General features: G+C 58.9%; 22 protein-coding genes. 6 read left to right on the forward strand and 16 right to left on the reverse strand.

The window, feature by feature from the left end:
* Positions 1-11: 11 nt before the first annotated feature.
* Positions 12-383 (reverse strand): response regulator, encoded by a 372-nt coding sequence (locus PY650_RS16475; RefSeq protein WP_028754034.1) that lies wholly within the window; start codon positions 381-383, stop codon positions 12-14.
* A gap of 131 nt (positions 384-514) precedes the next feature.
* On the opposite strand from PY650_RS16475, the gene PY650_RS16480 reads away from it, so the two are divergent.
* Positions 515-823 carry a DUF3572 domain-containing protein gene (locus PY650_RS16480; protein WP_285880473.1) on the forward strand — a complete coding sequence of 103 codons (309 nt, stop codon included), beginning with the start codon at positions 515-517 and terminating at the stop codon, positions 821-823.
* Between the two features lie 2 nt (positions 824-825).
* Positions 826-1,476 (forward strand): hypothetical protein, encoded by a 651-nt coding sequence (locus PY650_RS16485; RefSeq protein ID WP_285880474.1) that lies wholly within the window; start codon positions 826-828, stop codon positions 1,474-1,476.
* A 17-nt stretch (positions 1,477-1,493) separates the two neighbouring features.
* Here the strand turns inward: PY650_RS16485 and PY650_RS16490 are convergent, their stop codons facing one another.
* Positions 1,494-2,075, reverse strand: a complete 582-nt coding sequence (locus PY650_RS16490) for a GNAT family N-acetyltransferase (RefSeq protein WP_285880475.1) — start codon at positions 2,073-2,075, stop codon at positions 1,494-1,496.
* 78 nt (positions 2,076-2,153) lie between these two features.
* Between PY650_RS16490 and PY650_RS16495 the strand changes: the two genes are divergently transcribed.
* Entirely contained in the window at positions 2,154-3,443 is a 1,290-nt protein-coding gene (locus tag PY650_RS16495; protein ID WP_285880476.1) for a DNA polymerase IV, read from the forward strand.
* Here PY650_RS16495 and PY650_RS16500 read toward each other — a convergent pair.
* Positions 3,413-5,176 (reverse strand): GNAT family N-acetyltransferase, encoded by a 1,764-nt coding sequence (locus PY650_RS16500; protein ID WP_285880478.1) that lies wholly within the window; start codon positions 5,174-5,176, stop codon positions 3,413-3,415. The two genes, PY650_RS16495 and PY650_RS16500, sit on opposite strands and share 31 nt — an antisense overlap.
* Positions 5,177-5,376: 200 nt before the next feature.
* On the opposite strand from PY650_RS16500, the gene PY650_RS16505 reads away from it, so the two are divergent.
* Entirely contained in the window at positions 5,377-6,639 is a 1,263-nt protein-coding gene (locus PY650_RS16505) for a L,D-transpeptidase family protein (protein ID WP_285880479.1), read from the forward strand.
* Here the strand turns inward: PY650_RS16505 and dnaE are convergent.
* Positions 6,636-10,133, reverse strand: a complete 3,498-nt coding sequence (gene dnaE, locus PY650_RS16510; RefSeq protein ID WP_285880526.1) for a DNA polymerase III subunit alpha — start codon at positions 10,131-10,133, stop codon at positions 6,636-6,638. The two genes, PY650_RS16505 and dnaE, sit on opposite strands and share 4 nt — an antisense overlap.
* A gap of 358 nt (positions 10,134-10,491) precedes the next feature.
* Between dnaE and PY650_RS16515 the strand changes: the two genes are divergently transcribed.
* Positions 10,492-11,085 carry a hypothetical protein gene (locus PY650_RS16515; protein WP_285880480.1) on the forward strand — a complete coding sequence of 198 codons (594 nt, stop codon included), beginning with the start codon at positions 10,492-10,494 and terminating at the stop codon, positions 11,083-11,085.
* An 84-nt stretch (positions 11,086-11,169) separates the two neighbouring features.
* The gene (locus tag PY650_RS16520; protein ID WP_285880481.1) at positions 11,170-11,637 is read left to right on the forward strand and encodes a DUF5680 domain-containing protein; all 468 of its coding nucleotides are present in this window, start codon (positions 11,170-11,172) and stop codon (positions 11,635-11,637) included.
* A gap of 9 nt (positions 11,638-11,646) precedes the next feature.
* On the opposite strand, the gene PY650_RS16525 is transcribed toward PY650_RS16520, so the two are convergent.
* The 12 genes from PY650_RS16525 to PY650_RS16580 form a co-directional block, all read right to left on the reverse strand.
* Positions 11,647-12,330 carry an ABC transporter ATP-binding protein gene (locus PY650_RS16525; protein ID WP_285880482.1) on the reverse strand — a complete coding sequence of 228 codons (684 nt, stop codon included), beginning with the start codon at positions 12,328-12,330 and terminating at the stop codon, positions 11,647-11,649.
* Positions 12,331-12,345: 15 nt separating this feature from the next.
* The gene (locus PY650_RS16530; RefSeq protein ID WP_285880483.1) at positions 12,346-13,656 is read right to left on the reverse strand and encodes a lipoprotein-releasing ABC transporter permease subunit; all 1,311 of its coding nucleotides are present in this window, start codon (positions 13,654-13,656) and stop codon (positions 12,346-12,348) included.
* A 23-nt stretch (positions 13,657-13,679) separates the two neighbouring features.
* Positions 13,680-15,002, reverse strand: coding sequence for a proline--tRNA ligase (gene proS, locus PY650_RS16535; RefSeq protein ID WP_285880484.1), 1,323 nt, complete (start codon positions 15,000-15,002; stop codon positions 13,680-13,682).
* A gap of 650 nt (positions 15,003-15,652) precedes the next feature.
* On the reverse strand, positions 15,653-15,925 hold the full coding sequence (locus PY650_RS16540; protein ID WP_285880486.1) for a DUF1467 family protein: 273 nt from the start codon (positions 15,923-15,925) through the stop codon (positions 15,653-15,655).
* 174 nt (positions 15,926-16,099) lie between these two features.
* The gene (gene mce / locus PY650_RS16545) at positions 16,100-16,504 is read right to left on the reverse strand and encodes a methylmalonyl-CoA epimerase (protein ID WP_285880488.1); all 405 of its coding nucleotides are present in this window, start codon (positions 16,502-16,504) and stop codon (positions 16,100-16,102) included.
* Between the two features lie 37 nt (positions 16,505-16,541).
* Positions 16,542-18,215: a ribonuclease J gene (locus PY650_RS16550; RefSeq protein WP_285880489.1), complete on the reverse strand. Its 1,674-nt coding sequence runs from the start codon at positions 18,213-18,215 to the stop codon at positions 16,542-16,544.
* A 13-nt stretch (positions 18,216-18,228) separates the two neighbouring features.
* Entirely contained in the window at positions 18,229-18,996 is a 768-nt protein-coding gene (locus PY650_RS16555; RefSeq protein WP_285880490.1) for a biotin--[acetyl-CoA-carboxylase] ligase, read from the reverse strand.
* Entirely contained in the window at positions 18,996-20,438 is a 1,443-nt protein-coding gene (nuoN, locus tag PY650_RS16560) for an NADH-quinone oxidoreductase subunit NuoN (RefSeq protein WP_285880491.1), read from the reverse strand. The genes PY650_RS16555 and nuoN overlap by 1 nt, the downstream gene beginning before the upstream one ends.
* Before the next feature lie 18 nt (positions 20,439-20,456).
* The gene (locus PY650_RS16565) at positions 20,457-21,968 is read right to left on the reverse strand and encodes an NADH-quinone oxidoreductase subunit M (protein ID WP_285880493.1); all 1,512 of its coding nucleotides are present in this window, start codon (positions 21,966-21,968) and stop codon (positions 20,457-20,459) included.
* Positions 21,968-23,962, reverse strand: coding sequence for an NADH-quinone oxidoreductase subunit L (nuoL, locus tag PY650_RS16570; protein WP_285880494.1), 1,995 nt, complete (start codon positions 23,960-23,962; stop codon positions 21,968-21,970). Before nuoL ends, PY650_RS16565 begins: the two co-directional genes overlap by 1 nt.
* A 7-nt stretch (positions 23,963-23,969) precedes the next feature.
* Entirely contained in the window at positions 23,970-24,278 is a 309-nt protein-coding gene (gene nuoK, locus PY650_RS16575; RefSeq protein ID WP_285870011.1) for an NADH-quinone oxidoreductase subunit NuoK, read from the reverse strand.
* 31 nt (positions 24,279-24,309) lie between these two features.
* Positions 24,310-24,924 carry an NADH-quinone oxidoreductase subunit J gene (locus PY650_RS16580; protein ID WP_285880527.1) on the reverse strand — a complete coding sequence of 205 codons (615 nt, stop codon included), beginning with the start codon at positions 24,922-24,924 and terminating at the stop codon, positions 24,310-24,312.
* Positions 24,925-25,070: the final 146 nt, after the last annotated feature.

Genomic DNA, 25,070 nt, shown 5'->3' on the forward strand with positions numbered 1-25,070 from the left:
TTTCCCCGCGCTCAGGCGTCGCCCAAATAAGTCTTGATGGTCTCGATGAATTTCGGGACAGAGATCGGTTTGGAGACATAGGCCTCGCAGCCGCCTTGACGAATACGCTCCTCGTCACCCTTCATCGCAAAGGCCGTGACCGCGATCACCGGGATGACGTGCAAATCATCGTCTTCCTTCAGCCACTTCGTCACCTCGAGCCCGGAGACTTCTGGAAGCTGGATATCCATGAGGATCAGGTCCGGGCGATGTTTTCGAGCGAGATCAAGCGCTTCCATACCGTTTCTGGTCTGGATCGTCGTGTAGCCGGACGCCTCGATCAGATCGCGAAAGAGCTTCATATTGAGCTCGTTGTCTTCTACAATCATCACCTGCTTAGGCATGGAGAGCTGTCCCTGCATCCGGTATTGCATCCATTCTATGAAAATATAACGTCGCGAGAAATCGATTCCAGAAATACTTGAATCCGACGCTAGCGGCATTTGGTTGAAAAATAGGTAACTTACCGCTCAAAATGCAAAGCAACTTCAAGAACCCAAAGAAGGCGGCCGCCGATCCGCAGGAAACCGCGATCGCCGTACTTGGCTGGCTCGCCAATGAGCCGGATATGTTTGGCCGCTTCCTAGCCCTTACCGGCGTCGAACCGGCGCAAGTGCGCGATGCCATCAACGAACCTGCATTTCTGGCAGGCATGCTGGATTTTCTGATGAACCACGAGCCGACATTGCTTGCTTTCTGCCAGGCAAGCGGCATCGCGCCCGAATCGGTTGCCGCGGCTTCAGCGCATTTCTCGCCGCCCGGTCTTTCCTCTGGGGAATATTGACCATGGATACTGCTGCAATCGAACTGGACACATCGCATGTCCGCCTCGGAGACCGGCCGCTGATCGTCTGCGATGTCGATGATGTCGTGCTCCACTTCTTCGCGCCTTTCCTGAACTACCTGGATAGTGAAGGCCATGAATTCCTGCCGCGTTCCTTCCGGCTGACCGGCAACGTCATTTCGAAGGCGAGCGGCAAGGCGCTGGAAGAAAAAGAAGTCCGTCGGTTGATCGATGCCTTTTTCGAAGCGCAGGAGCAGTGGCAGATGCCCTTCGATCGGGTCATCGACACCCTGGGCGGCTTCTCCAAGAACGCCGATATTGTCTTCCTCACCGCTATGCCGCCGCAATTCTGGACCCAGCGACGCCGCCTTCTCGACCGGCTCGGCCTCGCCTATCCGCTGCTCGCCTCGCTGCAACCCAAGGGACCGATCGTGCAGGCCCTGCATGGCGATCGCACCTTGCCTGTTACCTTCATCGACGATATGGCGCACAATCTGCATTCGGTTCGCGACCATGTAGCAACCTGCCTTCTCATCAACCTGAAGCCGGATTCGATCGTCCACCGCATGGCGCCGGCTGCCGCGGCGGATATACCCCAGGCGAATGAGTGGGCTCAGGCGGAGCCGTTGATCCACGCCCACATCGCCGGCTGAGAACCCCCGCGCCGGCATCAGAGAACGAGGCGCATCAAGGGACGCCCGTCCTTTCGTTTTGCGACTTCGGAAAATCCGGCCGCCTCGAATATCCGCAGCGAGCCGACGTAGAGACCGACCGATTTCGACTGTTTCGTCCGTTCGATCGGACAGCCTTCGAGAATGCGCGCACCCGAGGTCGTGGCAAAATTCACCGCCTCCGACAGCATGCGATGGCTGTATCCCTTGCCACGATCACGCGAATTCATGAAAAAGCAGCTCACGGCCCAAACCGAGCTGCCTTCGGCATCGGCCGGATCGAGCGGCCGTGATACGGTTTTCGGCGAATTCCACATCGGTAGTTCCGATCGAGGACCTACCTGCGCCCAGGCGATCGGACGCTGGCCGATATAGCCGAGAAGGCCGGGCGGCGGGCCCTTTGTGACACGAGCCCGCATGAATTCCTTCTTCGCATCGCCATCCATCGTCTTCCGCTCTGAGGTCGGAATCCGGAAATGGGTGCACCAGCAGCCATAACAGGCGCCACTTGGCCCGAAAAGCGTTTCGAAATCGCCCCAGCGATCGGCCGTCAAAGGCACTGCTTTCAATTCCACCAGCATCTCCTCCCGCTGCTTTCCGTCTTGAGACTCACGAATTTAAAACATAAGGTAGCTATGTTCAATTTTTGTTCTATTTTTATGACCAGCGCGCCAGATAAAGTTTCCGGTTTTTGCCGCGATTGCTTGAGCGAGCAATCCCCCGAGCGCACGCGTTGCCGGGCCTGCGGCAGTCCGCGCCTGGTCTATCATCGCGAGCTCTATGGCCTGACGCTCGCGCATATCGATTGCGATGCCTTCTATGCGTCGATCGAGAAGCGCGACAATCCGGAACTGGCCGACAGGCCGGTCATCATCGGCGGCGGCAAACGTGGCGTCGTGTCCACCGCCTGCTACATCGCCCGCATCCATGGCGTCCGGTCGGCCATGCCGATGTTCAGAGCGCTCGAGGCCTGCCCGCAGGCGGTCGTCATCCGCCCGAACATGGAAAAATATGTCCGCGTCGGTCGCGAGGTGCGCGCGCTGATGCTGGAGCTGACACCGCTGGTACAGCCGCTTTCGATCGACGAGGCCTTTCTGGAGCTCGATGGTACGCAGCGCCTGCATCATGATCCCCCGGCTCGTATCCTTGCAAAATTCGCCAAGCGCATCGAAAGCGAGATCGGCATCACCATTTCCGTCGGCCTTTCCTACTGCAAGTTCCTCGCCAAGGTCGCCTCCGACCTGCAGAAGCCGCGTGGATTTTCCGTCATCGGGCGGCAGGAGGCCATCTCGTTTCTGGAACCACGGCCGGTGACCACAATATGGGGCGTCGGCAAGGCTTTCGCGGCGACGCTGGAAAGCGACGGCATCCGCACTATTGGCCAATTGCAGACGATGGAGGAAGGCGACCTCATGCGCCGCTACGGCGTTATCGGCCAGCGACTTTCCCGTCTGTCGCGCGGCATCGACGACCGCACAGTGCATCCGAACGAGGCGGCAAAGAGCGTATCGTCGGAGACGACCTTTTTCGACGACATTTCCCGCCACGACGATCTGGTGCCGATTTTGCGCGATCTGTCGGAGAAGGTATCGCGCCGCCTCAAGCGCAGCGGCATCGCCGGGCGAACTGTCGTGCTGAAGCTGAAGACTGCGGATTTCAAAAGCCGTACCCGCAACCGCCGGCTCGAGGACCCGACGCAGCTTGCCGACCGCATTTTCCGCACCGGCTTGCGACTGCTCGAGCATGAGACCGACGGAACCAAGTTTCGCCTCATCGGCATCGGGGTCACCGACCTCTGCGACGCTGCCCGCGCCGACCCTCCCGATCTGGTTGACGAACAGGCGATGCGCCGGGCCGCGGCGGAAGCGGCGATGGACAAGCTCAGGGAAAAATTCGGCAACAAGACAGTCGAAACCGGCTATACATTCAGCGGCAAGCGCGAGAGCTGAACCATCGCCGGCAGCATGTCCGTCTCTTCATCGAAAAGTGCCGCGCGATTGGCGAGCGCCTGCTCGTAGTCCGGCCTGATCGAGATCGCCTTTTCATAACTCGCCAGCGCCTCGTCGGAGCGCCCCAGGCGGCGTAGCGCGTTTCCCTTGTTGTTATAGGCAATCGCATGATTTGGCTCGAGGGCGATCGCCTGATCATAGCGGACGATGGCGCCTTCGAAATCCCTGACCGCGGCGAGAAGATTGCCGTAGGTGCAATGGGCTGCGGCTGAGTCGGGGCGAAGCTCCAACGCCCGCCCGATCTCGGCCTCAGCCTCCTTCGCCTCCCCGCGCAGCAGCAGGAGTATGCTCAGCCGATGTGCTGCATCGAAGTCTCCGGGGTTTTCGGCGATCGCAGCGCGACATTGCTTTTCTGCCTCGGCGCGGTCGATGGCACCTTGACTGTCGGTCACGGTGTCCGTGACCGCGTCATCGGATGTGATTGCCTGCCATAGCATCCGCGACGCCACAATTTCGCGGTAGAGCGCCAGGGCATCCTTGTGTAACGGCTCGATCGCGAGAACCTGTCGGCAGCCTATCTCGGCATTGGCCAGATCGCCGGCTGAATACAGGCTTTTGATGCGGGCAATGACGAACGGCAGGCAATGCGGGTCCAGCCGCTCGCCGAGATTCCGCCCCGTCCTGGTGTCGATCCGGAAGCGCTCGATCCGCCGGCTGACCGAACCGAAAATAAACTTGTGCTCATAATTGCCGGGTCCGAGATCGTAGATGCGAAAGCCGCTCTCTATCGCCCAGCGGATCGTATGGGCATGTACCATCAGGCCCGGCGACAGGCCTCGGATCGAGACATCGCGCCCGCTCAGGAAACAGAGCAAGCTCTTTCTGGGGCGATCGATAAGGACGGCGGAGGCCGCTATCGGCACCTGGTCATGCCAGAGAATCGGTAGAAAAAGACCGCCGCTGCGCAAGCAATCCGGTAGAATGGCGTGCGAGTTGTCGAGAACATAGCGCGTGTAGCCAGGATTGCGCCTTCCCCATTGCCTTTCCCAAAGGCTGAGCAGCGTCGCCAAATCCGCTTCGATGGTCTCGGCGTTGCCGTGGGTCACCCGGAATCCCGCGGCCCCATCCAGCTGACGCAGGCAATGACGGATGTTCCGCCGCGCCCGCCAATGCAATTTGTCACGAAGGAACGAGCCGAAATCCGCCGGCAGCGTCACATGGACATGGATTTCCGGATCGATCCGCTCGGCCGCATCCGAAATCTGCGCAGGGCGCTTGACCCTGTCGCCGACAAAGTCCGCCGGCGGAAAATGCTCGAGGAATGACCCGATCCGCGCAGACGACCGATCGATATCGTCAAGATGCAGGCTGGACCAGTGAAAAGAGCGAACGCAATCAGCAAAGGCTGGGACGGCAGCATTGGCGAAGGCGGGATCGCAGAGAATACCGGTATAGGAGGCAAAATAGGAGCCGCCCAGGACGATGGTGTTGTAGAAGCCTTTGCCCCGGTCCAATCCGGTGCCAAGCTGGATCGGGAAGAAGGCCACATAGGCGCCTTCAGCATCTTCCCTTGCAGCCAATACCATCCAGGGCAGAGAACGCGAGGCAAACCAGCTCGATATCCAGGTCCAGGACAAGAAGCACTGCGCTTCCGGGTCGATCTCATAGATCCGATCCCAGTTGTCTTTCAGCGCTTGCAGATCTTCCAGCTTTTCGATCACGTCCACATGCATGTCGAACGCCCGCCCGGTTCCCCATCCTGCAATTTAAGATACACATAAAATACATTCTGTAGCAATTGCGACTATCGGGCAGGCCTTTGCCGGATGAAACGCCCAAAAAGCAATTTAAGCGGATGGCATGCCTTCAAGTCTTCCTTAAACTTCGAAGTCTAACCTGCGGCGATACGAGTATTGCGTTTTGGTATGTTTATATGACGTCGCGTTTTCTTTTCGGACTTGGCCTGTTGTCGGCCACAGCCCTCATTCATCCTGCCTTTGGCGCGGAAGATGCCCGCACATTACAGATCGTCGTGTCGAAGGACCAGCAATCGCTTGCCGTCTTTGACGGCGACAAGGTGGTGGCGACGTCGAAGGTTTCGACCGGCAAACGCGGTCACGCGACACCGAGCGGAATCTTCTCCATTCTGGAGAAGGAGGTCTATCACGAGTCTAATCTCTATTCGGATTCTCCGATGCCCTTCATGCAGCGGCTAACCTGGTCTGGCATCGCACTGCACGAATCCAGTTCGGTACCGACTTATCCTGCCTCGCATGGCTGCGTGCGCATGCCCAAGGCTTTCGCCAAGATGCTCTACCAGATGACCGAGCGCGGCGTGCATGTCGTCATCGCCGATCAGCCGCTGGTGCCGCAGCTTTTCGAACATGCCATGCTGTTCCAGCCCGAAGCCGTCCCCGCCTCTGTTCTGTTTTCCGATCTTGAACTGCGCCCGACGACGGCCTTCCTAACGCAAGCACAGCCGGTGCAGGTCGCCACCAACGACGTCGCTGCCCTGCCCATGCCAAAGCCTACACAGGCGGCACCCGTCGATGCGGCGCCGCTCGGCATCCTCATCACCCGCCGGGGTCTGCGCGAAAATGTCCGCGACCTGCAGGGGCTGCTGAACGGCATCGGTTTTGCGACCGGGACACCGGACGGGATGCTCGGACCGGCGACTGTGCAGGCGATCGAGGACTTCAAGAAAGCGCATAACATCAAGACATCGGGCGGACTGGTGAGCCCGGCTTTGATGAAGGCCGTCTACAACGTTGCCGGCAAGGGCGAGCCGCCGAACGGCGAAATCATGGTTCGCCAGAACTTCAAGCCGCTATTTGACGCTCCCGCTGTCATCGCCGAGCCCCAGGAAGCGCTCGGCACGCATTTCTTCACCGCCCATACGATCGACAAGGTGAACGGCAAAGCGGACTGGTTTGGCGTGACGCTGGAAGACGATCTTTCCAAGGAAACGAAAAAGCGGCTGGGCATCACCAGCGAGGCGCAAGCGGAATCGCCAGACGCCACCGATCGTGCGCTCGATCGCATCACGATACCCAATGACATTAGGCGCAAGATCGAGGACCTACTGACGGCCGGCTCGTCGCTGACGATTTCCGACACCGGCATCGGCCCGGAAACCGGCGACCAGACCGATTTCATCACCATCACCAATCGCGGCGCCCTTGGGAAAAAGGGCTAGACCAGCTCGACGTCAATTACGCCGGGCGCGGTGCGCAGTGCGGCCGCGATTTCCGGCGTGATGCGATATTTCTCCGGCAGCGCGACTTCCACCTCGCGCTTGCCCTCCTCCTTGATGACGATGAAGGAGACGAGGCCGTCGCCCTTGGCGTTGAGGTGGACGGCCACCGCCTTCAGGGGGCCGGAATCGCGGACGTAGACGCGTAGCGCCTTCTGCATCTGCAGCGACTTTTCCTCCAGCGATTGCGCCGTCTGCAGGCGCAGGCTGATGCCTTCCGGCCGCTCGTCCGCCTGCGCGGTAATGACGAAGGATTTGCCGACTTCGAGCACGTCGCGATATTGATTGAGCACCTCCGAGAACAGCACGGCCTCGAACTGGCCTGAGGCATCGGAGAAGACGAAGATGCCCATCTTGTTGCCGGTGCGCGTCTTGCGCTCTTGCTTCGAGATGACGGTGCCGGCCAGGCGGCCGTTGCTGGCCCCCTGCTTCACCGCCGTCGAGAAATCGGCGAAGGTCTGCACGCGCATCTTGTTCAGCACGTTCTTGTAGGTGTCCAGCGGATGGGCCGTGAGATAGAAGCCGAGCACCTGGAATTCGCGCAGCAGCCGCTCCGAGGCAAGCCAGGGCGTAAAGGGTGGCAGAAGGATCTTCTCAGGTCCCGAAGCCGCACTTCCGAACATGTCGGACTGGCCGCTTCGCTTGTTCTCCTGCGCGACTTGCGCATAGCCCATGATCCGGTCCAGCCCGCCGATCAGTTGCGCGCGGTCGATATCGAAACAATCGAAGGCGCCCGCGGCAATCAGGCTTTCCAGCACACGGCGGTTGATCTGCTTCGGATCGATGCGCAGGCAGAAATCCTCGATGCCAGCAAAAGGCCGGTCGCCGCGCACCTCGACAATATGAGCGACAGCAGATTCGCCGACACCTTTGATGGCGGCCAGTGCGTAATAGATGCGATTTTCGCCCGTCTCGAAATGACGGAACGAGGTCTGAATCGACGGCGCGATGACTTCAATGCCGAGACGCTTGGCGTCCTGGCGGAAGTCGTTGACCTTTTCGGTGTTCGCCATATCGAGCGTCATAGACGCCGCAAGGAACTCCACCGGATAATGCGCCTTCATATAGGCCGTCTGGTAGGAGACGATGGCGTAGGCAGCGGCGTGCGATTTGTTGAAGCCGTAGTTGGCGAACTTGGCGAGCAGGTCGAAAATGACGTCCGCCTGGCCCTTCGACACGCCATTCTTGACGGCGCCATCGACGAAGCGTTCGCGCTGCTGGTCCATCTCGGCCTTGATCTTCTTGCCCATGGCGCGGCGCAGAAGATCAGCCTCACCGAGCGAATAGCCGGAAAGTACCTGCGCGATCTGCATCACCTGTTCCTGATAGACGATGACGCCCTGTGTTTCCTTCAGGAGATGGTCGATCGTCGGATGGATCGATTCGATCTCCTCTTCGCCATGCTTGCGGGCATTGTAGACCGGGATATTTTCCATCGGGCCTGGACGGTAGAGAGCCACCAGCGCGATGATATCCTCGATGCAGTCCGGGCGCATACCGATCAGAGCCTTGCGCATGCCGGCACTTTCCACCTGGAACACGCCGACCGTCTCGCCACGCGAGAGCATGTCGTAGGTCGTCTTATCGTCGAGCGGGATGCTGGCGAGATCAAGCGTAATTCCGCGCTTGGCGACGAAATCGACCGCCGTCTTCAGCACCGTCAGCGTCTTCAGGCCGAGGAAGTCGAACTTCACCAGGCCGGCCTGCTCCACCCACTTCATGTTGAACTGAGTGACCGGCATGTCGGAGCGCGGGTCTCGATACATCGGCACGAGCTTCGACAGCGGCCGGTCGCCGATGACGATACCGGCGGCATGCGTCGAGGCGTGGCGATAAAGGCCCTCGATCTTCTGGGCAATGTCGAGCAGACGGGCGACGACCGGTTCCTTGTCGGCTTCCTCCTGAAGGCGCGGCTCTTCCTCGATCGCCTTGCTGAGCGGCGTCGGATTGGCGGGATTGTTCGGCACCAGCTTGCAGATCTTATCGACCTGACCATAGGGCATTTCCAGCACGCGGCCGACGTCGCGAAGGGCGGCGCGCGCCTGAAGCGAACCAAAAGTGATGATTTGCGCTACCTGTTCTCGGCCATATTTGCGCTGCACGTAACGGATCACCTCTTCGCGGCGGTCCTGGCAGAAATCGATATCGAAGTCGGGCATCGATACGCGTTCCGGATTGAGGAAGCGCTCGAACAGCAGCGAGAAGCGCAGCGGGTCGACGTCGGTGATCGTCAGCGCATAGGCGACCAGCGAGCCCGCGCCCGAACCGCGTCCGGGTCCGACCGGGATATCGTGCTGCTTGGCCCATTTGATGAAGTCCGAGACGATCAGGAAGTAACCGGGGAACTTCATGCGCTGGATAACGCTGAGCTCGAATTCCAATCGCTCGCGATAATCGTTCTCCACATAGCCCGGCGCCATGCCGAGCGAGGCGAGCCGCCGGTCGAGACCTTCGACCGCCTGGGCGCGCAATTCTGCCGCCTCGGCGCGTTCGGCCTCCTCCGCATCGTCGGTGGCGCCGGTGAAGCGCGGGAGGATCGGCTTGCGTGTCTTCAGGACGAAGGAACAGCGCCGGGCGATCTCGACGGTGTTTTCCAAGGCTTCCGGAAGATTGGCGAATAGCTTCGCCATATCGGCGCGGCTCTTCAAATAATGGTCCGGCGTCAGCCGGAAACGGGTATCGTCCGAAACGATGGCATTGTGGGCGACGGCCATCAGCGCGTCATGAGCATCATAATCGTCGCGGGTCGGGAAAAACGCCTCGTTGGTTGCGACCAGCGGCAGGTCATGCTCGTAGGCGAGCGCGATCATCTTCTGTTCGTGGCGGCGATCATAGGTGCCATGACGTTGCAGTTCGACATAAAGGCGATCGCCAAACAGGTCCTTCAGTGTCAGCAGGCGCGACAGAGCCTGCGGCGCATGACCCTCCTTCAGCGCCATATCGACCGGGCCGCCGAGTGAACCGGTCAGCGCGATCACGCCATCTGTACCGATCTCCTCCAACCAGGAGGCGGTGATATGAGGGGCGTTGTTGCCTTCGCCGCCAAGATAAGCGCGGCTGACGAGATCGACCAGCCGCTCATAGCCCCGCTCCGTAGCTGCAAGCAACACGATGGACGGCAGCTTGGCCAAGGCCTGCTGCCACCCACGCTTCTCGCTCTCGACACCGTCTTCCATGTCGATAGACACCTGGCAGCCGATGATCGGCTGCAGCCCCTCGTCCATCGCCTTTTGGGAGAACTCCAGTGCAACGAAAAGGTTGTTCGTATCGGTAATGGCAATGGCCGGCTGATTGTCGCCGGCCGCCTTGGCGAGGATCTTCTTCAGCGGCAATGCGCCTTCGAGCAGCGAATAGGCAGAATGGACGCGAAGATGCACGAATTCCGGCGTGTCACCGACCGGCGCATTCGGTGCGCCGCTGCTACCCATATCCGCCATCATATGCCCTTCCGCATGCCCAAATGAATCGGCTGCATTGTCGGCATAGCGGACGATAAAGTCCAGAAGTTGATCTCATGAATCACGAGCGCATCGCAACACCCGTGGGGACAAGAGTCACATCGCCATCATGATGAGGGAAAAACTGGCAACAAACATGACGATGGAGGTGAATGCTGCAACGTCTCGAATGATATCGGTCATTTACGCGCTCCTTACTCGTTATGTTTCCTTTTTGTTCTATTTATGTTCGAGAGTCAATAGGTGCATCAATAAATTTCACTGTCGTTGTTTTGGTCGAAGTCGATGGACCGAAGGCACAACCCTAAGCTATGAAAACGCGAACGGAGAGATCACGATGAAATCACTTGCCTGCGCTCTCATTCTGCTTTCGGCTACATCGGCACTTCACGCCGAAGATATGGTCGCGCCCGACCGCATCATCGACGCCGCAATCGGCGACTGGAACAAGGACGGCAAGCCGGACCTTGCATTGCTGGCGTTGGCCCCGCCGAACGATCAGGCCGACAATACAATCGGCATCTATATTTATCTACGCGACCAAGAACATGCGCTGCTGAAGCTGGCGGCCGCCGCACCTGACAAGATATCGGGGAGTGCCGAGCCCGGCGGCATGGTCGGTCAGGAGCCGTCAATCGCGGCGCTGCCCAATGGTTCGATTGCCGTTACCTCGCAGAACGACGCGATCGGGCGGGATCGCTGGCATCGGACTCTCACCCTCGCCTTCCGTAACAACGCCTTCGTCGTTGCGGGCTACACCTATGATTACCGGGATACTCTCAATCCTGACGGTGGCTTCACCTGCGACTACAATGTCCTGACGGGTAAAGCGACAAAGGGCGGCAAGGAACTCAAGACCGACGCCAAGACCATCAAGATCCAGGACTGGAATGTCGATATCGGCCAGAAAAGCTGTGGCCTAAGCCAGTAACGACAGCCATTTGTTCACTATATGTTCTTTACACGATACGGCATGCGTGCCATCCTCAGCTCTCATCATGGGATGGAGAGAGCCGTGCCGGATCTTGCAGAGCTGAATTATTTTATTGTCACTGCGAAGGCGGAGACCTATGTCGGCGACGGCATGGCTCTACCGTCCTGCCGCAACGGTTCGCATGATTTCGGCTACACCAGCGGGCGCTGGCGCTATCTCGACAGCTATTTCGGCGGCACGGATTTCGCCGGACAGGAATTGGTCTGGCTGGACGACGAACCAGTATGGGCCATGAACTATTTCGGACGGATCGCGGAGCCTGATCTGATCGACGCCAAGGCTGCGGGAATGATCACCAAAGCGGCTCTCATGCGGCTTTACCTTGATGAGAAACGCTTTCTTGGCGGCTTTGAATTCAACCATCCGCTTGGCCGCTATGTCGATCGCAGCACCGGTAACTGCGATCATTTTATCGGCCGCGAGGTCATCCTGGTGAATGAGTGCAAGGCATATGAGCTCGACTATCGCGGCGGGCTGATCGTCCCCTGACGAATGCCGTCAAAACTCAACGACCTTGCCGTCGTGGATGGTAACGCGACGATCCATGCGAGCGGCGAGTTCGTGATTATGCGTGGCAATCAGCGCTGCGAGACCCGACTGCCGCACCAGTGCTTCGAGCGCGTCGAAAACATAGTGCGCGGTATCCGGATCGAGGTTGCCGGTCGGCTCGTCGGCCAAAAGCACCAACGGTGCGTTGGCGACAGCGCGGGCGATGGCGACACGCTGCTGCTCACCGCCGGAAAGCTCGGCCGGGCGATGGTCGGCGCGGTGGCCGATGCGCATATAGTCGAGAAGCTGGGCAGCGCGGGCGGCCGCTTCATTCCAGGAGAGACCGGAAATCAGTTGCGGCATCATGATATTTTCCAGCGCCGAAAACTCCGGAAGCAAATGGTGGAACTGGTAGACGAAGCCGATCTCGCTGCGGCGGACGGCCGTACGCTTTTCGTCGGATAGTCCCTCGCAAGCACAGCCGTTGATCGTCACCTCGCCGCCATCGGGGTGCTCGAGCAGACCCGCGACATGCAGAAGCGTCGATTTCCCCGTTCCTGACGGTGCGACAAGGGCTACGATCTCGCCGCTACTCAAGGCAAAATCTGCGCCCTTCAGGATCGAAAGCCGCGTCTCACCCTGCCCGTAATGACGCTCCACGCCCGTAAGCTGGAGAACGACGTTGCGCTTCATCAAATGTGGAATTCCTTATTCGTACCGTAGCGCCTGCACTGGATCGAGCCGCGAGGCGCGCCAGGCCGGAAAGATCGTGGCGAGGAAGGAGAGCGTCAACGCCATCACGACCACTGAAGCGGTCTCACCGAGATTCATTTGCGCCGGCAACTTGCTGAGGAAATAGACCTCGGGATTGAAGATCACGGTGCCGGATATCCAGGAGAAGAACTGGCGGATCGATTCAATGTTGAGGCAGACGACGACACCGAGCGCCACGCCAGCGACAGTGCCGACAACGCCGATCGCCGCACCCGTCATGAAGAAGATCCGCATGATCGCCCCGGATGTCGCGCCCATGGTGCGTAAGATGGCGATATCGCTTCCCTTGTCCTTCACCAGCATGATCAAGCCGGAAATAATATTAAGCGCAGCGACGATGACGATCAGCGTCAGGATCATGAACATGGTGTTGCGCTCGACCTGCAGTGCCGAGAAAAAGGTCTCATTCACCTGCCGCCAGTCGGTGAGAAAAACCTGCCGCCCTGCCGCCGCCTCGATCTGCGGCCTCAATTCGTCGACATCATCCGGATTATTGACGAACAGCTCGATCTTCTCGACGATCCCTTCCGCATTGAAAAAGAGCTGCGACTCCTCCAGCGGCATGAAGACCACGGAGGAATCGTATTCGGACATGCCGACTTCGAAGATGCCGGAGATCGGATAGGCTTTGACGCGCGGATTGACTCCGAAGGGCGTCACGTCGCCGTCGGGCGCAGTAAGCGTGATCTGATCGCCGACGGTAAGTCCGAGCTGCCGGGCCAGACGTGAACCGACCATAACGCCCTGCCCGGCTTTGAAGCCGACCATGTCACCATCGACGATGTGGTCCGAAACGGTCTTGAGCTTGGTGAGGTCCTCGGATCGGATGCCGCGCACGAGAGCACCGGTGCCCGAACCGCCGCGGCCGGAGGCAAGCGTCTCTCCTTCGACCAGCGGCAGAGCCATGGTGACGCCGGGGACAGCGGCGAGCCTCTGCGCCAGCGAGGCATAATCATTCAGCGGCGAATCCACCGCCTGGACAACGACATGACCGTTAAAGCCGAGGATCTGCTTGAAGAGTTCCGCGCGAAATCCGTTCATGACGGCCATGACAATGATCAAAGCCGCGACGCCGAGCATGATGCCGACCAGCGAGAAGCCAGCGATGACCGAAATAGACGCTTCCTTGCGCCGGGCGCGCAGATACCGCCATGCGACAAGCCGCTCGAAGCCAGAAAACGGGCGCGCTGACGGGCTGGTTTTGAGGACCTTCTCCTGCTGCTCCATTACCGCGCTCGCCGCCATTCGCTTCTCATCCTATCGTTCCATCAGCCCGCCAGCCGATTGAGCGCCGCTTCGACGGTCATCGTCTCCCGGGCACCCGTCTTGCGGTCCTTGACTTCCACTTCGCCACTCGCGATCGAACGAGGCCCGACGATGATCTGCACCGGCACGCCAATCAGATCGGCGGTGGCAAACTTCGTTCCGGCGCGATCGTCCCTGTCGTCGAGAAGCACATCCTTGCCGGCCTTTGACAGCGCAGCATAGGTCATCTCGCAAGCGGCGTCGCAGGCCTGATCGCCGGCCTTCATGTTGATCACGACGGCATCAAAGGGCGCGACCGAGGCCGGCCAGATGATTCCGTTCTCGTCATGCGATGCTTCGATGATGGCGGGAACAAGGCGTGTCGGGCCAATACCGTAAGATCCCATGTGGACGGCATGCTCCTTGCCGTCAGGTCCTTGCACTTTCGCGCCCATTGGCTCAGAATATTTGGTTCCGAAATAGAAGATATGACCGACTTCGATGCCGCGGGCCGACAAGCGCTCGGCCTCGGGGATGGCATTGAAGGCTGCCTCGTCATGCATTTCGGAGGTTGCCGCATAAAGCGAGGTCCACTTGTCGAAGATACCCTTCAGCCCTGCCACATCATCAAAGTTCGTGTCTTCCGCAGGAATGTCGAAATTGACGAAATCTTTGTGGCAAAAGACTTCCGATTCGCCGGTGTCGGCAAGGATTATGAATTCATGGCTGAGGTTGCCGCCGATGGGGCCGGTATCGGCGCGCATCGGGATTGCCCTGAGGCCGAGGCGATTGAAGGTACGCAGATAGGCCGTGAACATCTTATTATAGGATTGCACAGCACCTTCCATCGTCAGATCGAAGGAATAGGCGTCCTTCATCATGAACTCGCGCGAGCGCATGGTGCCAAAGCGAGGACGGATCTCGTCGCGGAACTTCAACTGGATATGGTAAAGGTTCAACGGCAAATCCTTGTAGGACTTGACGTAGGAACGGAAGATGTCGGTGACCATCTCCTCATTCGTCGGGCCATAGAGCATCGGCCGCTCCTGACGGTCCTGGATGCGGAGCATCTCCTTGCCATAGGCGTCATAGCGGCCGCTTTCCTGCCAGAGCTCAGCCGACTGCAACGTCGGCATCAGCAGCTCGATTGCGCCGGAACGGTTCTGTTCCTCACGAATGATATTGTTGACCTTGTCGAGAACGCGCTTACCAAGGGGCAGCCAGGAATAGATGCCCTGCGACTGCTGGCGGATCATGCCGGCGCGCAGCATCAGCCGATGAGAAACAATTTCAGCCTCTTTGGGATTTTCCTTCAGAATGGGCATGAAGTAGCGAGACAGACGCATGGGCGGATTCCAGATGGTTTGACGTTCCGCATCCAGCGGAATCGCTCGAAAAATTAACTGCTGGAGGCGTTCATAACTGCTTCGGCGCAGGAAAGAAACCCGCATTTAGCGCGAGCAAACCGGGTGAACACCCGCAAAAGCAGAGTAACCTCGTATATTTTTCGAATTTCGAAAAGATGCACGTTTCTAAGGATTTGTGAGCGAAATCTGTCAACAGAAAAATTCTGCGCGACTGTAGCAAAAATGCAAAAAAATAGATGACAAGGCTCAATCTTTGAGCTAATTTTAGCTCACAAAAGAGGCAAGAAGGCTAAATTCTTGCCGTTTCGCGGTCAAGTCTTGGGAGGATCAGATCTTAGGCGCGCTTGCTCGCAGCCCCGGCAACGGATAAGGATCACGCGATACTTAAAAACAAGGCTTTCAGCCTTGTTTTTTTTTGCTTATCTACCCTGAGCGATCGCCTGTTTATTTCAATCGACGGGCTTTAACCTGTTTCCAGCCACAATGAACTTACGTTGCGGAAGGATCACCGTTTGCGCCGCCTCTTTGCCTCAGGCAGATGACAGGGGTGTGACGAATTCTGGGCTATTCAGTGACGACCGATTTTCATCCGAAAATTGCGGAAAATTTTCAAGGATGAACCTCAGCCATCAATCGCGTGGAACAATCGGCGGGATCGAGTCGAAGCCAAAGCCGAGATAGTGCGAGCTGACATACCATGCGCCGTAGATCACCGCCGATACCAGCGTCGTGATCAGCACGATCCTCCAGCCGCGAAATTTCGTCGGCGCACTCTCGACGGTGCCGAGGATGACATGGTTGTCTTCGGCTTGCGTGCGCAAACCAAACGGCAGGACGGCGAAAAGCGTGATCCACCAGACAACGAAATAGACCGCGCAAGTCGAAAAAATCTGCTGGGCCATTATGCTCCCCTTGAAGCAGGCCGCGAACCGGCTGCCCTCTCCTCACTCAAACCAGCTTATAGAACCAAAGCCCCGCATTTCAAAGCACAGCTCAGCGCGCTAATGTCACATAACTGCGCCGCGCTGCCAGCATGGCGCGCAAAGGACGCAGCAACACCTCCGGATTGCGCGGGGTCAGCGTTGCTCGAGTTCAATGAGAGTCCCGAAGAAATCCTTGGGATGCAGGAAGAGCACCGGTTTGCCGTGAGCGCCGATCTTCGGCTCGCCATTGCCGAGTACGCGAGCACCCGCCGCAATTAGCTGATCGCGCACCGCGAGGATATCATCCACCTCGTAGCAGATATGGTGCATGCCGCCGTCCGGATTCTTGATGAGGAAGGCCGATACCGGTGAGGCATCGCCGAGTGGTTCCAGCAACTCGACCTTCGTGTTCGGCAATTCGATGAAAACGACGGTGACGCCATGTTCCGGCAGAGATTGCGGCGCCGACACTTTGGCGCCGAGCGTATCGCGGTAGATGGCGGAAGCGACAGCGATGTCAGGAACGGCAATAGCAATGTGATTGATGCACCCGAGCATGGCTGCCCCCTTCCTCTCGATCAGATCGAATCGCCTGTTACCCCGTGACGCGCGTGACGAACACGGTCACGACCGGTTTCTTGCCCCAGCTCTGGTTGGCCGCGGCGCGCACAGCGCGGCGGACGGCCTCCTGCAGCATGTCGATATCCTTGCGGCGGGCGCGCGGAATGCTCTCGATGGCGCCGACGATGGCGTCGAAGAGCGTGTCTTCCATATCCTCGCCCTCGTCGTCATAGGCCGGAAGGCCGATCGGCACGAGATCGGGATCGCCGACGATATCATAACGGGCGTCGAGTACGACGTTAACGGCGACATGGCCGACATAGGAGAGCTTCTTGCGCTCGCCAATGCCCATCTCGTCGAAATCGCCGATCAGCGTGCCGTCCTTGAAGATGCGTCCATGCGGCGCCTCGCCAATCACCTCGACCGGCCCCGGCGCCAACCGCAAAATATCGCCATTGCGAACCCGCGGCACGATGGAAATACCGGATTGCTCGGCCAATTCCTTGTGCGCGGTCAGATGCGTTGCCTCGCCATGCACCGGCACCACGACCTTCGGCCGAGTCCATTCATACATCCTCTGTAGCTCGTTGCGGCGCGGATGGCCGGAGACGTGAACCAGCGCCTCGGCGTCCGTCACCACATGCACCCCCTGCTCGGTGAGGCCGTTCTTGATATCCTGGATTGCCTTCTCGTTGCCCGGAATGGCGCGCGAGGAGAAAACGACGATATCGCCGGCGGCAAGCGCCACATTGCGCATCTCATCGCGGGAGAGTTTCGCAAGGGCAGCACGCGGTTCGCCCTGGCTGCCGGTCAGAATGACGACGACCTTGTCGCGCGGGATATAGCCATATTCGTCTTCGGCGATGAACGGCTTGATGCCCTCCATAATACCGATGTCACGCGCGACATCGACAACGCGCTTCAGCGAACTGCCCAGCAGCAATATCTCGCGGCCCGCCGCCTCGGCGGCTTCAGCGATGGTGCGGATACGGCCGACATTCGACGAGAAAGTGGTGATCGCCACCCGCCCCTCGGCATTCTCGATGATCTTGCGCAGGCTTTCCGAAACATCCTTTTCCGAGGGAGAGACGCCGTCACGCAACGCATTAGTGGAATCACACATAAGCGCCAGCACGCCTTCGTCGCCGAGCTGGCGGAAACGGGCCTCGTCTGTCAGCGGTCCGAGCGATGGTTCGTGGTCGATCTTCCAGTCGCCGGTGTGGATGACATTGCCGACCGGCGTGCGGATCATCAGGGACATTGGTTCGGGAATGGAGTGATTGACGGCCACGCCCTCGATACTGAACGGACCAACGTTGATACGATCGCCGGCCTTGAACGGCGTGACGGGGATCTCACCCACCGACTTCTCATAGTCGCGCTTGGCTTCCAGCAACCCGGCGGTAAAGGCCGATGCGTAGATAGGAACATTGAGGCCGGGCCAGAGATCACTGAGCGCCCCGTAGTGGTCCTCATGCGCATGCGTGATGATGATGCCTTTGAGATTCTTGCGCTCCTTGGCGAGGAAGCGGATGTCGGGGAGCACGAGATCGACCCCCGGCAGATCCGGCCCTGGAAAGGTGACGCCGCAATCGACCATGATCCACTGGCGACGTTCCGGCGCGCCATAGCCGTAAAGCGCGAGATTCATGCCGATCTCGCCGACGCCGCCAAGTGGCAGAAACACCAGTTCGTCTTGGTTCGCCATATCTATCTTCTACCTAACGATTAAAAAAAACGTCGCCCGCGGCGATCGGCAAAATCTTGCCGTCACCGGTATCGAGCATCAACAAGCCATTATCATCGATTCCGACGAAATGGCCGGAAATCGAACGGTCCGGCAGGTGTACAGTGATCTTTTCACCAATGCCGCAGGCGACCTCGCGCCAACGTGCGGTCACCTCGCGAATGCCTTTGCCGCCGTTCCAGACGGTGAGCGCTTCGGCCATGGACGCATAGAGATGAGCAAACAACTCTTCCGGCGACACTGTCGTGCCATGCTCATGTAGACAGGTGACTGGGTAGTGCGGATTTTCCGGCATCACCGAAACGTTGATGCCAATGCCGATCACCAGCGCATATCGTCCATCGGGAAGTGCCTCCCCCTCGATCAGAATGCCGCAGGTCTTCTTACGGCCGATCAGAATGTCATTCGGCCATTTGACCTCGACAGGCTCGGCGGCCAGCGGCAACACACTGCGCACCGCCTGGTGCACAGCAACCGCAACCGCGAGAGGGAGGGAACCCAGGCGATTCACGGGAGCCGGATCAATCAGAAGAAGTGAAGCATAGAGGTTGCCGCGTTCGGACGCCCATAGGCGCCCACGGCGCCCGCGGCCGCCCGTCTGGCGGCCTGCCGTCACCCAGAGATTGCCGGCATCACCTGTTCGCGCCCGCTCTAGGCACTCGCTGTTGGTGGACGCAGTCTCTGAAAGAGCATCATGCCGGAAGTCGCCGAGCGACTTCCGGCTGTTCATGTCAGACGCCATCAAAACAGCGTCGCGGCAGCAAGATCGGCCGCACCGCCGATAGCACCGCCGAAGAAGACGTAGGTGATGACGAAGAGACCGGAGAGCCCGAAGACCAGACGCAGAGATCCGGCGGTGCGGGTGAATTCGTCCTTGGCTTCATCGAACCACATGACCTTGATGACGCGCAGATAATAGTAGGCGCCGACGACCGATGCGAGAACGCCGATGATGGCGAGCGCATAGAGATGGGCCTGAATGGCCGCTACAAAGACAAAGTACTTCCCGAAGAAACCGGCGAGCGGCGGGATACCGGCAAGCGAGAACATCAGCGCCGTCAGCACCACCGCCATGAACGGATTGGTCGTCGAAAGACCGGCGAGGTCGTCGATGTCTTCAACTTGGCGGCCGTCCTTGCGACGCATCGCCATGATGATGGCGAAGGAGCCGAGCGTCATGACCATGTAGATGACCATATAAAGCATGACACCGGAGACACCAGTCTTGTTGCCGGCAGCGAGGCCGACCAGCGCATAACCCATGTGACCGATGGAGGAATAGGCCATCAGTCGCTTGAAATTGCGCTGACCGATCGCGGCGAAAGAGCCAAGCAGCATGGAAGCGATCGAGATGAAGACGATGATCTGCTGCCAGTCGGCGAGCACCGGCTGGAAGGCGGTAACGACAATACGCGTCAGGATCGCCATGGCCGCAACCTTCGGAGCACCGGCGAAGAAGGCGGTGACGGGAGTCGGCGCACCTTCATAAACATCCGGCGTCCACATGTGGAACGGCACGGCGGAAATCTTGAAGGCTAGGCCTGCGAGAACGAAAACCAGGCCAAAAACGAGGCCGAGCGAACGGGTTTCCGCGGTAAGAGCCGTAGCGATTGCGTCGAAAGTCGTGTGACCGGTAAAGCCGTAGACCAGCGACATGCCATAGAGCAGCATGCCCGAGGACAGTGCGCCGAGTACGAAATACTTCAAGCCGGCTTCCGTCGACTTGATGCTATCGCGATTGATGGCGGCAACGACGTAAAGTGCCAGCGACTGCAGCTCCAGCGACAGGTAGAGCGAGATCAGGTCATGTGCCGAGATCATCAGCAGGATGCCGAGGGTTGCCAACAGCAACAGCACCGGGAATTCGAATCGATCGAGCTGCTGCTCACGCGCCTGCCCCATGCTCATAAACATGGCGACGATCGAGCCCACCACGGCCACGATCTTCATGAAACGAGAGAAGCCGTCGGCGAGATAGGCGCCGCCGTAAGCCAAGCCTTCGCCCGGCACGAAAATGATCCAGAGACCGGCCACCGCGAGAACCGCAATGGCAAGGCCGGTGACCGTCGGTCCCGACCGTTCGCCCGCAAAGACGCCGATCATGAGCAGCACAAGCGCACCGACCGCGAGGATGAGCTCCGGGATGGAAAGGTGCAGGCTTGCAAGAATTGTGTCAGCAGTCATGTCGAATAAGTCCCGTCATCAATTCATCGACAGCGCAACATTCTGCGCGGCGTGCAGGGCTGCGGTGTAGTTGTTCACGAGCAGATCCACCGAGGCGGCAGTCGCATCGAAGATCGGAGCCGGATAGACGCCGAAGAAAATCGTCAGCGCGATCAGCGGATAGAGGATGAGCTGTTCGCGCGGCGACAGATCGAGCAGCTTCTTGAGGTTTTCCTTCTCCAGCGCGCCGAAGATGATCCGGCGATAGAGCCAAAGCGCATAAGCGGCTGAAAGAATGACGCCAGTGGCAGCGAACAGCGCAACCCACGTGTTGGCGCGGAAGACACCGATCAGGGTCAGGAATTCACCGATGAAGCCGGAGGTGCCGGGCAGACCCACATTCGCCATGGTGAACACCATCATCGCGACTGCGTATTTCGGCATATTGCTGACGAGACCACCATAGGCCGCGATCTCGCGGGTATGGGTGCGGTCATAGATCACACCAACGCAAAGGAAGAGCGCACCCGAGACGATGCCGTGCGACAGCATCTGGAAGATCGCACCCTGAACGCCCTGCTGGTTGGCAGCAAAGATGCCCATGGTGACATAACCCATGTGCGCAACCGAGGAATAGGCAATCAGCTTCTTCATGTCCTCCTGCATCAGCGCCACCAGCGAAGTGTAGATGATGGCGATGACAGACAGCGCAAAGACGAGCGGCGCGAAATATTCCGATGCGTTCGGGAACATGCCGATCGAGAAGCGGATGAGACCATAGCCGCCGAGCTTCAGAAGAATACCCGCAAGGATAACCGAGCCCGCGGTCGGCGCCTGAACGTGCGCATCAGGCAACCAGGTGTGCACCGGCCACATCGGCATCTTCACCGCAAAGGAGGCAAAGAAAGCCAACCACAGCCATATCTGCATCTGCGGCGGGAACTTGTAGGCAAGCATAGTCGGGATGTCGGTCGTGCCGGACTGCCAGTACATCGCCATAATGGCGAGAAGCATCAGCACAGAGCCGAGCAGCGTGTAGAGGAAGAACTTGTAGCTGGCGTAGACGCGATCCCTGCCGCCCCAGACACCAATGATCAGGAACATCGGAATGAGGCCCGCTTCGAAGAAGACGTAGAACAGCACGATATCCAGCGATGTGAACACGCCGACCATCATCGTCTCGAGGACGAGGAAGGCGATCATGTAGTCCTTCAGACGCTTCTCGACCGAGAGCCAGCTCGCCAGCACGCAGAAGGGCAACAGGAAGGTCGTCAGGATGACGAACAGCATGGAAATGCCGTCGACTCCCATGTGATAGCTTATGCCGGAGTTGAGCCAGTCGTGCTTTTCGATCATCTGGAAGCCCGGGTTGGCATTGTCGAAGCCAATCCAGACAAACAGCGAGACGATGAAGGTGAAGACCGTCGTCAGGAGCGATACGTTCAGAATGTTGCGGCGGCCGTTGGGTCCGTCATCCCGCATGAACAGCAGGAGAAGGACACCCACCAGCGGCAGGAACGTGACCGTTGAAAGAATAGGCCAATCGGTCATCAGAGGGAACTCCCGAGCATCATCCAAGTAACGAGGGCTGCAATGCCGAGCAGCATCGCGAAGGCATAGTGATAGAGGTAACCGGTCTGCAGGCGAACGACGCGGTTGGTCACATCGACGACTCGAGCGGCGACACCGTTCGGGCCGATCCCGTCAATGACACCGATATCGCCCTTCTGCCAGAGGAAGCGACCAAGCGCTTTAGCGGAGCGGACGAAGAGAAAGTCATAGAGCTCGTCGAAGTACCACTTGTTCAAGAGGAACTCGTAGAGCACGCGATGCTGCTGCGCGAGAATACGCGGTGTCTCCGGCGACCTGATATACATGTACCAAGCCAGTACGAAGCCGACCAACATGGCGACGAACGGGCTGACGCTGACCCAAGCCGGAACATGTTCCATCTCTTCGAAGATATGGTTCGCAGGCAATGTGAACAGCGCGGTCTTCCAGAACTCGCCATAGGCCTCGCCAACGAAATCGCTTCTGAAAACCATGCCGGCGAGGATAGCCCCAAGCCCCAGCAGATAGAGCGGGATCAGCATGACGTTCGGCGATTCATGCACATGGTGCATGACTTCGTGCGAAGCGCGGGGCTTGCCGAAGAAGGTCAAGAAGATCAGGCGCCAGGAGTAGAAGCTGGTAAACAGCGCTGCGATGACCAGGAGCGTAAAGGCGAATCCGGCGACCGAGCTGTGCGAGGCGTAGGCGGCCTCGATGATGGCATCCTTCGAAATGAAGCCAGCAAAACCGAAATGGGTGAAGGGAATACCGACGCCGGTAATCGCTACCGTACCGATAATCATAACCCAGAAGGTTTTGTTGATGTGCGGACGCAGGCCACCCATGTGACGCATGTCCTGCTCGCCGTCGACGGCGTGGATAACCGAACCGGCCCCCAAGAACAGCAGGGCCTTGAAGAAGGCGTGCGTAAACAGGTGGAAGATACCCGCGCCATAGGCGCCGACGCCGAGAGCGACGAACATGTAGCCGAGCTGCGAACAGGTCGAATAGGCGATGACCCGCTTGATGTCGTTCTGCACCAGGCCGACCGTCGCCGCAAAGAAGGCGGTGATCGCCCCGATGACGGTGACGAAAGCCAGCGCGTCCGGGGACAGTTCGAAGATCGGCGACATGCGGGCGACGAGAAAGACACCGGCAGTGACCATCGTGGCAGCATGGATGAGCGCCGACACCGGGGTGGGGCCTTCCATGGCGTCCGGCAGCCAGGTGTGCAGCAGGAACTGCGCCGACTTACCCATCGCGCCCATGAAGAGGAGCAGGCAGACGCCGGTCAGTGCTTGCGCACGATCAAGATGCATGCCGAACAGGTTGAGCACGATGTCGCCCGGCTGACCGCCCTGCCCTGCGGCAAAGCTCTGAGCGTTGCCGAAGATGACGTCGAAATTGATCGAGCCGAAGAGAACGAAGACGCCCGCGATGCCGAGCACGAAGCCGAAGTCGCCAACGCGGTTGACGATAAAGGCCTTTATCGCAGCTGCAGAGGCCGACGGCTTCTTGTACCAGAAACCGATGAGCAGATAGGAGGCCAGACCGACCCCTTCCCAGCCGAAGAACATTTGAGCAAGGTTATCGGAGGTCACCAGCATCAGCATGGCGAAGGTGAAGAGTGAAAGGTAGGCGAAGAAGCGCGGACGATGCGGATCGTGATGCATGTATCCGATCGAGTAGACGTGAACCAGGGTCGAAACCGTGTTCACGACGATCAACATCACCGAGGTCAGCGTATCGATGCGCAGCGTCCAGGAGACGTCGATACCGCCGGACTGGATCCAACGCAGCACTTCGACCTTGATCGGGCCATCGGCATGACCGAGCGCGACCGTGAAGAAAACGATCCAGGACAGAACCGCGGCGACGATCATCAAGCCGCTAGTGACATATTCCGAAGCTTTGGCGCCGATCCCGCGGCCGAAAAGGCCTGCGATAATCGCGCCGATCAGGGGAAGAAAGACGATAGCCTTATATAAAAACATAGCTTTATCAGCCCTTCATCATGTTGACGTCTTCGACCGCGATGGAACCGCGGTTACGATAGAAGACGACGAGAATTGCAAGACCGATGGCCGCTTCGGCAGCGGCGACAGTCAGAATGAACAGAGCGAAAACCTGGCCGACGATGTCGTTGAGGAACGTCGAAAAGGCGACCATGTTGATGTTGACCGCGAGCAAAATGAGTTCGATCGACATCAGGATGATGATCACATTCTTGCGGTTCAGGAAAATGCCGAAGACGCCGAGCACGAAAAGGATGGCGCTGACCGTCAGGTAGTGGGAAAGTCCGATGACCATATTCTTGTTCCTTTGACCCTCGTGCCTCGCCTTAGACGCCCTGCCCCGGCTTGACCTTGACCACCTCGACGGCGGTCGCGGGCGTGCGGGCGACCTGTTGGGGAATGCTCTGACGCTTGATGTGCGTGCGATGCTTCAGTGTCAGCACGATCGCGCCGATCATCGCGACCAGGAGCACAAGGCCGGCAATCTCGAAGAAATAAACGTAGTTGGTATAGAGTACGTCGCCGAGCGCGGCGGTGTTCGTCCGGGTCGTCAGCGCGGGGATCGGCATGGCGACCGACTTTGCGATCGTGGGCGAAATCACGCTGCCGCCGATGACGACGATCAGTTCGGCGGCGAGGATGATGCCGATCAGCGCGCCGATCGGCGCATATTCCAGAATACCTGCCCTGAGCTCGGAGAAGTCGATGTCGAGCATCATGACGACAAAGAGGAAGAGAACCGCGACGGCGCCGACATAGACGACCAGCAGGATCATCGCCAGGAACTCCGCCCCCATCAGGAGGAAGAGACCCGCCGCATTAAAGAAGACCAGGATGAGGAACAGGACCGAATGGACCGGATTCCGCGACGAGATAACCATGAACGCCGACGCTACCGCGACAAAGGCGAAGATATAGAAAAAAAGAGCCTGCAGACCCATGTTGGTGCCTTTTTCGTCTTCCCCCGGGCAGCCGGGAGTGTCCCTGCCCGATGGGACTTGGCTGGACAAAATGTCCGGCAAAGCCCCGGTCTCTATTCGACCGCGACGGCGACAATCTCGGCCGCCCGTCTCGGCATATTCAAAAT

This window comes from Martinezella calliandrae (genome assembly GCF_030272695.1).
GTDB classification, from domain to species: Bacteria; Pseudomonadota; Alphaproteobacteria; order Rhizobiales; family Rhizobiaceae; genus Rhizobium; species Rhizobium calliandrae.

Coding starts and splice junctions, on each gene's coding strand:
- mce (WP_285880488.1), bottom strand. CDS start 16,504: ATGCTCGGGTGCATCAATCACATTGCTATTGCCGTTCCTGACATCGCT.
- PY650_RS16580 (WP_285880527.1), bottom strand. CDS start 24,924: ATGGGTCTGCAGGCTCTTTTTTTCTATATCTTCGCCTTTGTCGCGGTA.
- nuoK (WP_285870011.1), bottom strand. CDS start 24,278: ATGGTCATCGGACTTTCCCACTACCTGACGGTCAGCGCCATCCTTTTC.
- nuoL (WP_285880494.1), bottom strand. CDS start 23,962: ATGTTTTTATATAAGGCTATCGTCTTTCTTCCCCTGATCGGCGCGATT.
- proS (WP_285880484.1), bottom strand. CDS start 15,002: ATGCGTCTGTCTCGCTACTTCATGCCCATTCTGAAGGAAAATCCCAAA.
- PY650_RS16530 (WP_285880483.1), bottom strand. CDS start 13,656: ATGGCGGCGAGCGCGGTAATGGAGCAGCAGGAGAAGGTCCTCAAAACC.
- PY650_RS16485 (WP_285880474.1), top strand. CDS start 826: ATGGATACTGCTGCAATCGAACTGGACACATCGCATGTCCGCCTCGGA.
- PY650_RS16490 (WP_285880475.1), bottom strand. CDS start 2,075: ATGCTGGTGGAATTGAAAGCAGTGCCTTTGACGGCCGATCGCTGGGGC.
- PY650_RS16500 (WP_285880478.1), bottom strand. CDS start 5,176: ATGCATGTGGACGTGATCGAAAAGCTGGAAGATCTGCAAGCGCTGAAA.
- dnaE (WP_285880526.1), bottom strand. CDS start 10,133: ATGGCGGATATGGGTAGCAGCGGCGCACCGAATGCGCCGGTCGGTGAC.
- nuoN (WP_285880491.1), bottom strand. CDS start 20,438: ATGACTGCTGACACAATTCTTGCAAGCCTGCACCTTTCCATCCCGGAG.
- PY650_RS16550 (WP_285880489.1), bottom strand. CDS start 18,215: ATGGCGAACCAAGACGAACTGGTGTTTCTGCCACTTGGCGGCGTCGGC.
- PY650_RS16565 (WP_285880493.1), bottom strand. CDS start 21,968: ATGACCGATTGGCCTATTCTTTCAACGGTCACGTTCCTGCCGCTGGTG.
- PY650_RS16555 (WP_285880490.1), bottom strand. CDS start 18,996: ATGGCGTCTGACATGAACAGCCGGAAGTCGCTCGGCGACTTCCGGCAT.
- PY650_RS16480 (WP_285880473.1), top strand. CDS start 515: ATGCAAAGCAACTTCAAGAACCCAAAGAAGGCGGCCGCCGATCCGCAG.
- PY650_RS16505 (WP_285880479.1), top strand. CDS start 5,377: ATGACGTCGCGTTTTCTTTTCGGACTTGGCCTGTTGTCGGCCACAGCC.
- PY650_RS16540 (WP_285880486.1), bottom strand. CDS start 15,925: ATGGCCCAGCAGATTTTTTCGACTTGCGCGGTCTATTTCGTTGTCTGG.
- PY650_RS16525 (WP_285880482.1), bottom strand. CDS start 12,330: ATGAAGCGCAACGTCGTTCTCCAGCTTACGGGCGTGGAGCGTCATTAC.
- PY650_RS16515 (WP_285880480.1), top strand. CDS start 10,492: ATGAAATCACTTGCCTGCGCTCTCATTCTGCTTTCGGCTACATCGGCA.
- PY650_RS16495 (WP_285880476.1), top strand. CDS start 2,154: ATGACCAGCGCGCCAGATAAAGTTTCCGGTTTTTGCCGCGATTGCTTG.
- PY650_RS16475 (WP_028754034.1), bottom strand. CDS start 383: ATGCCTAAGCAGGTGATGATTGTAGAAGACAACGAGCTCAATATGAAG.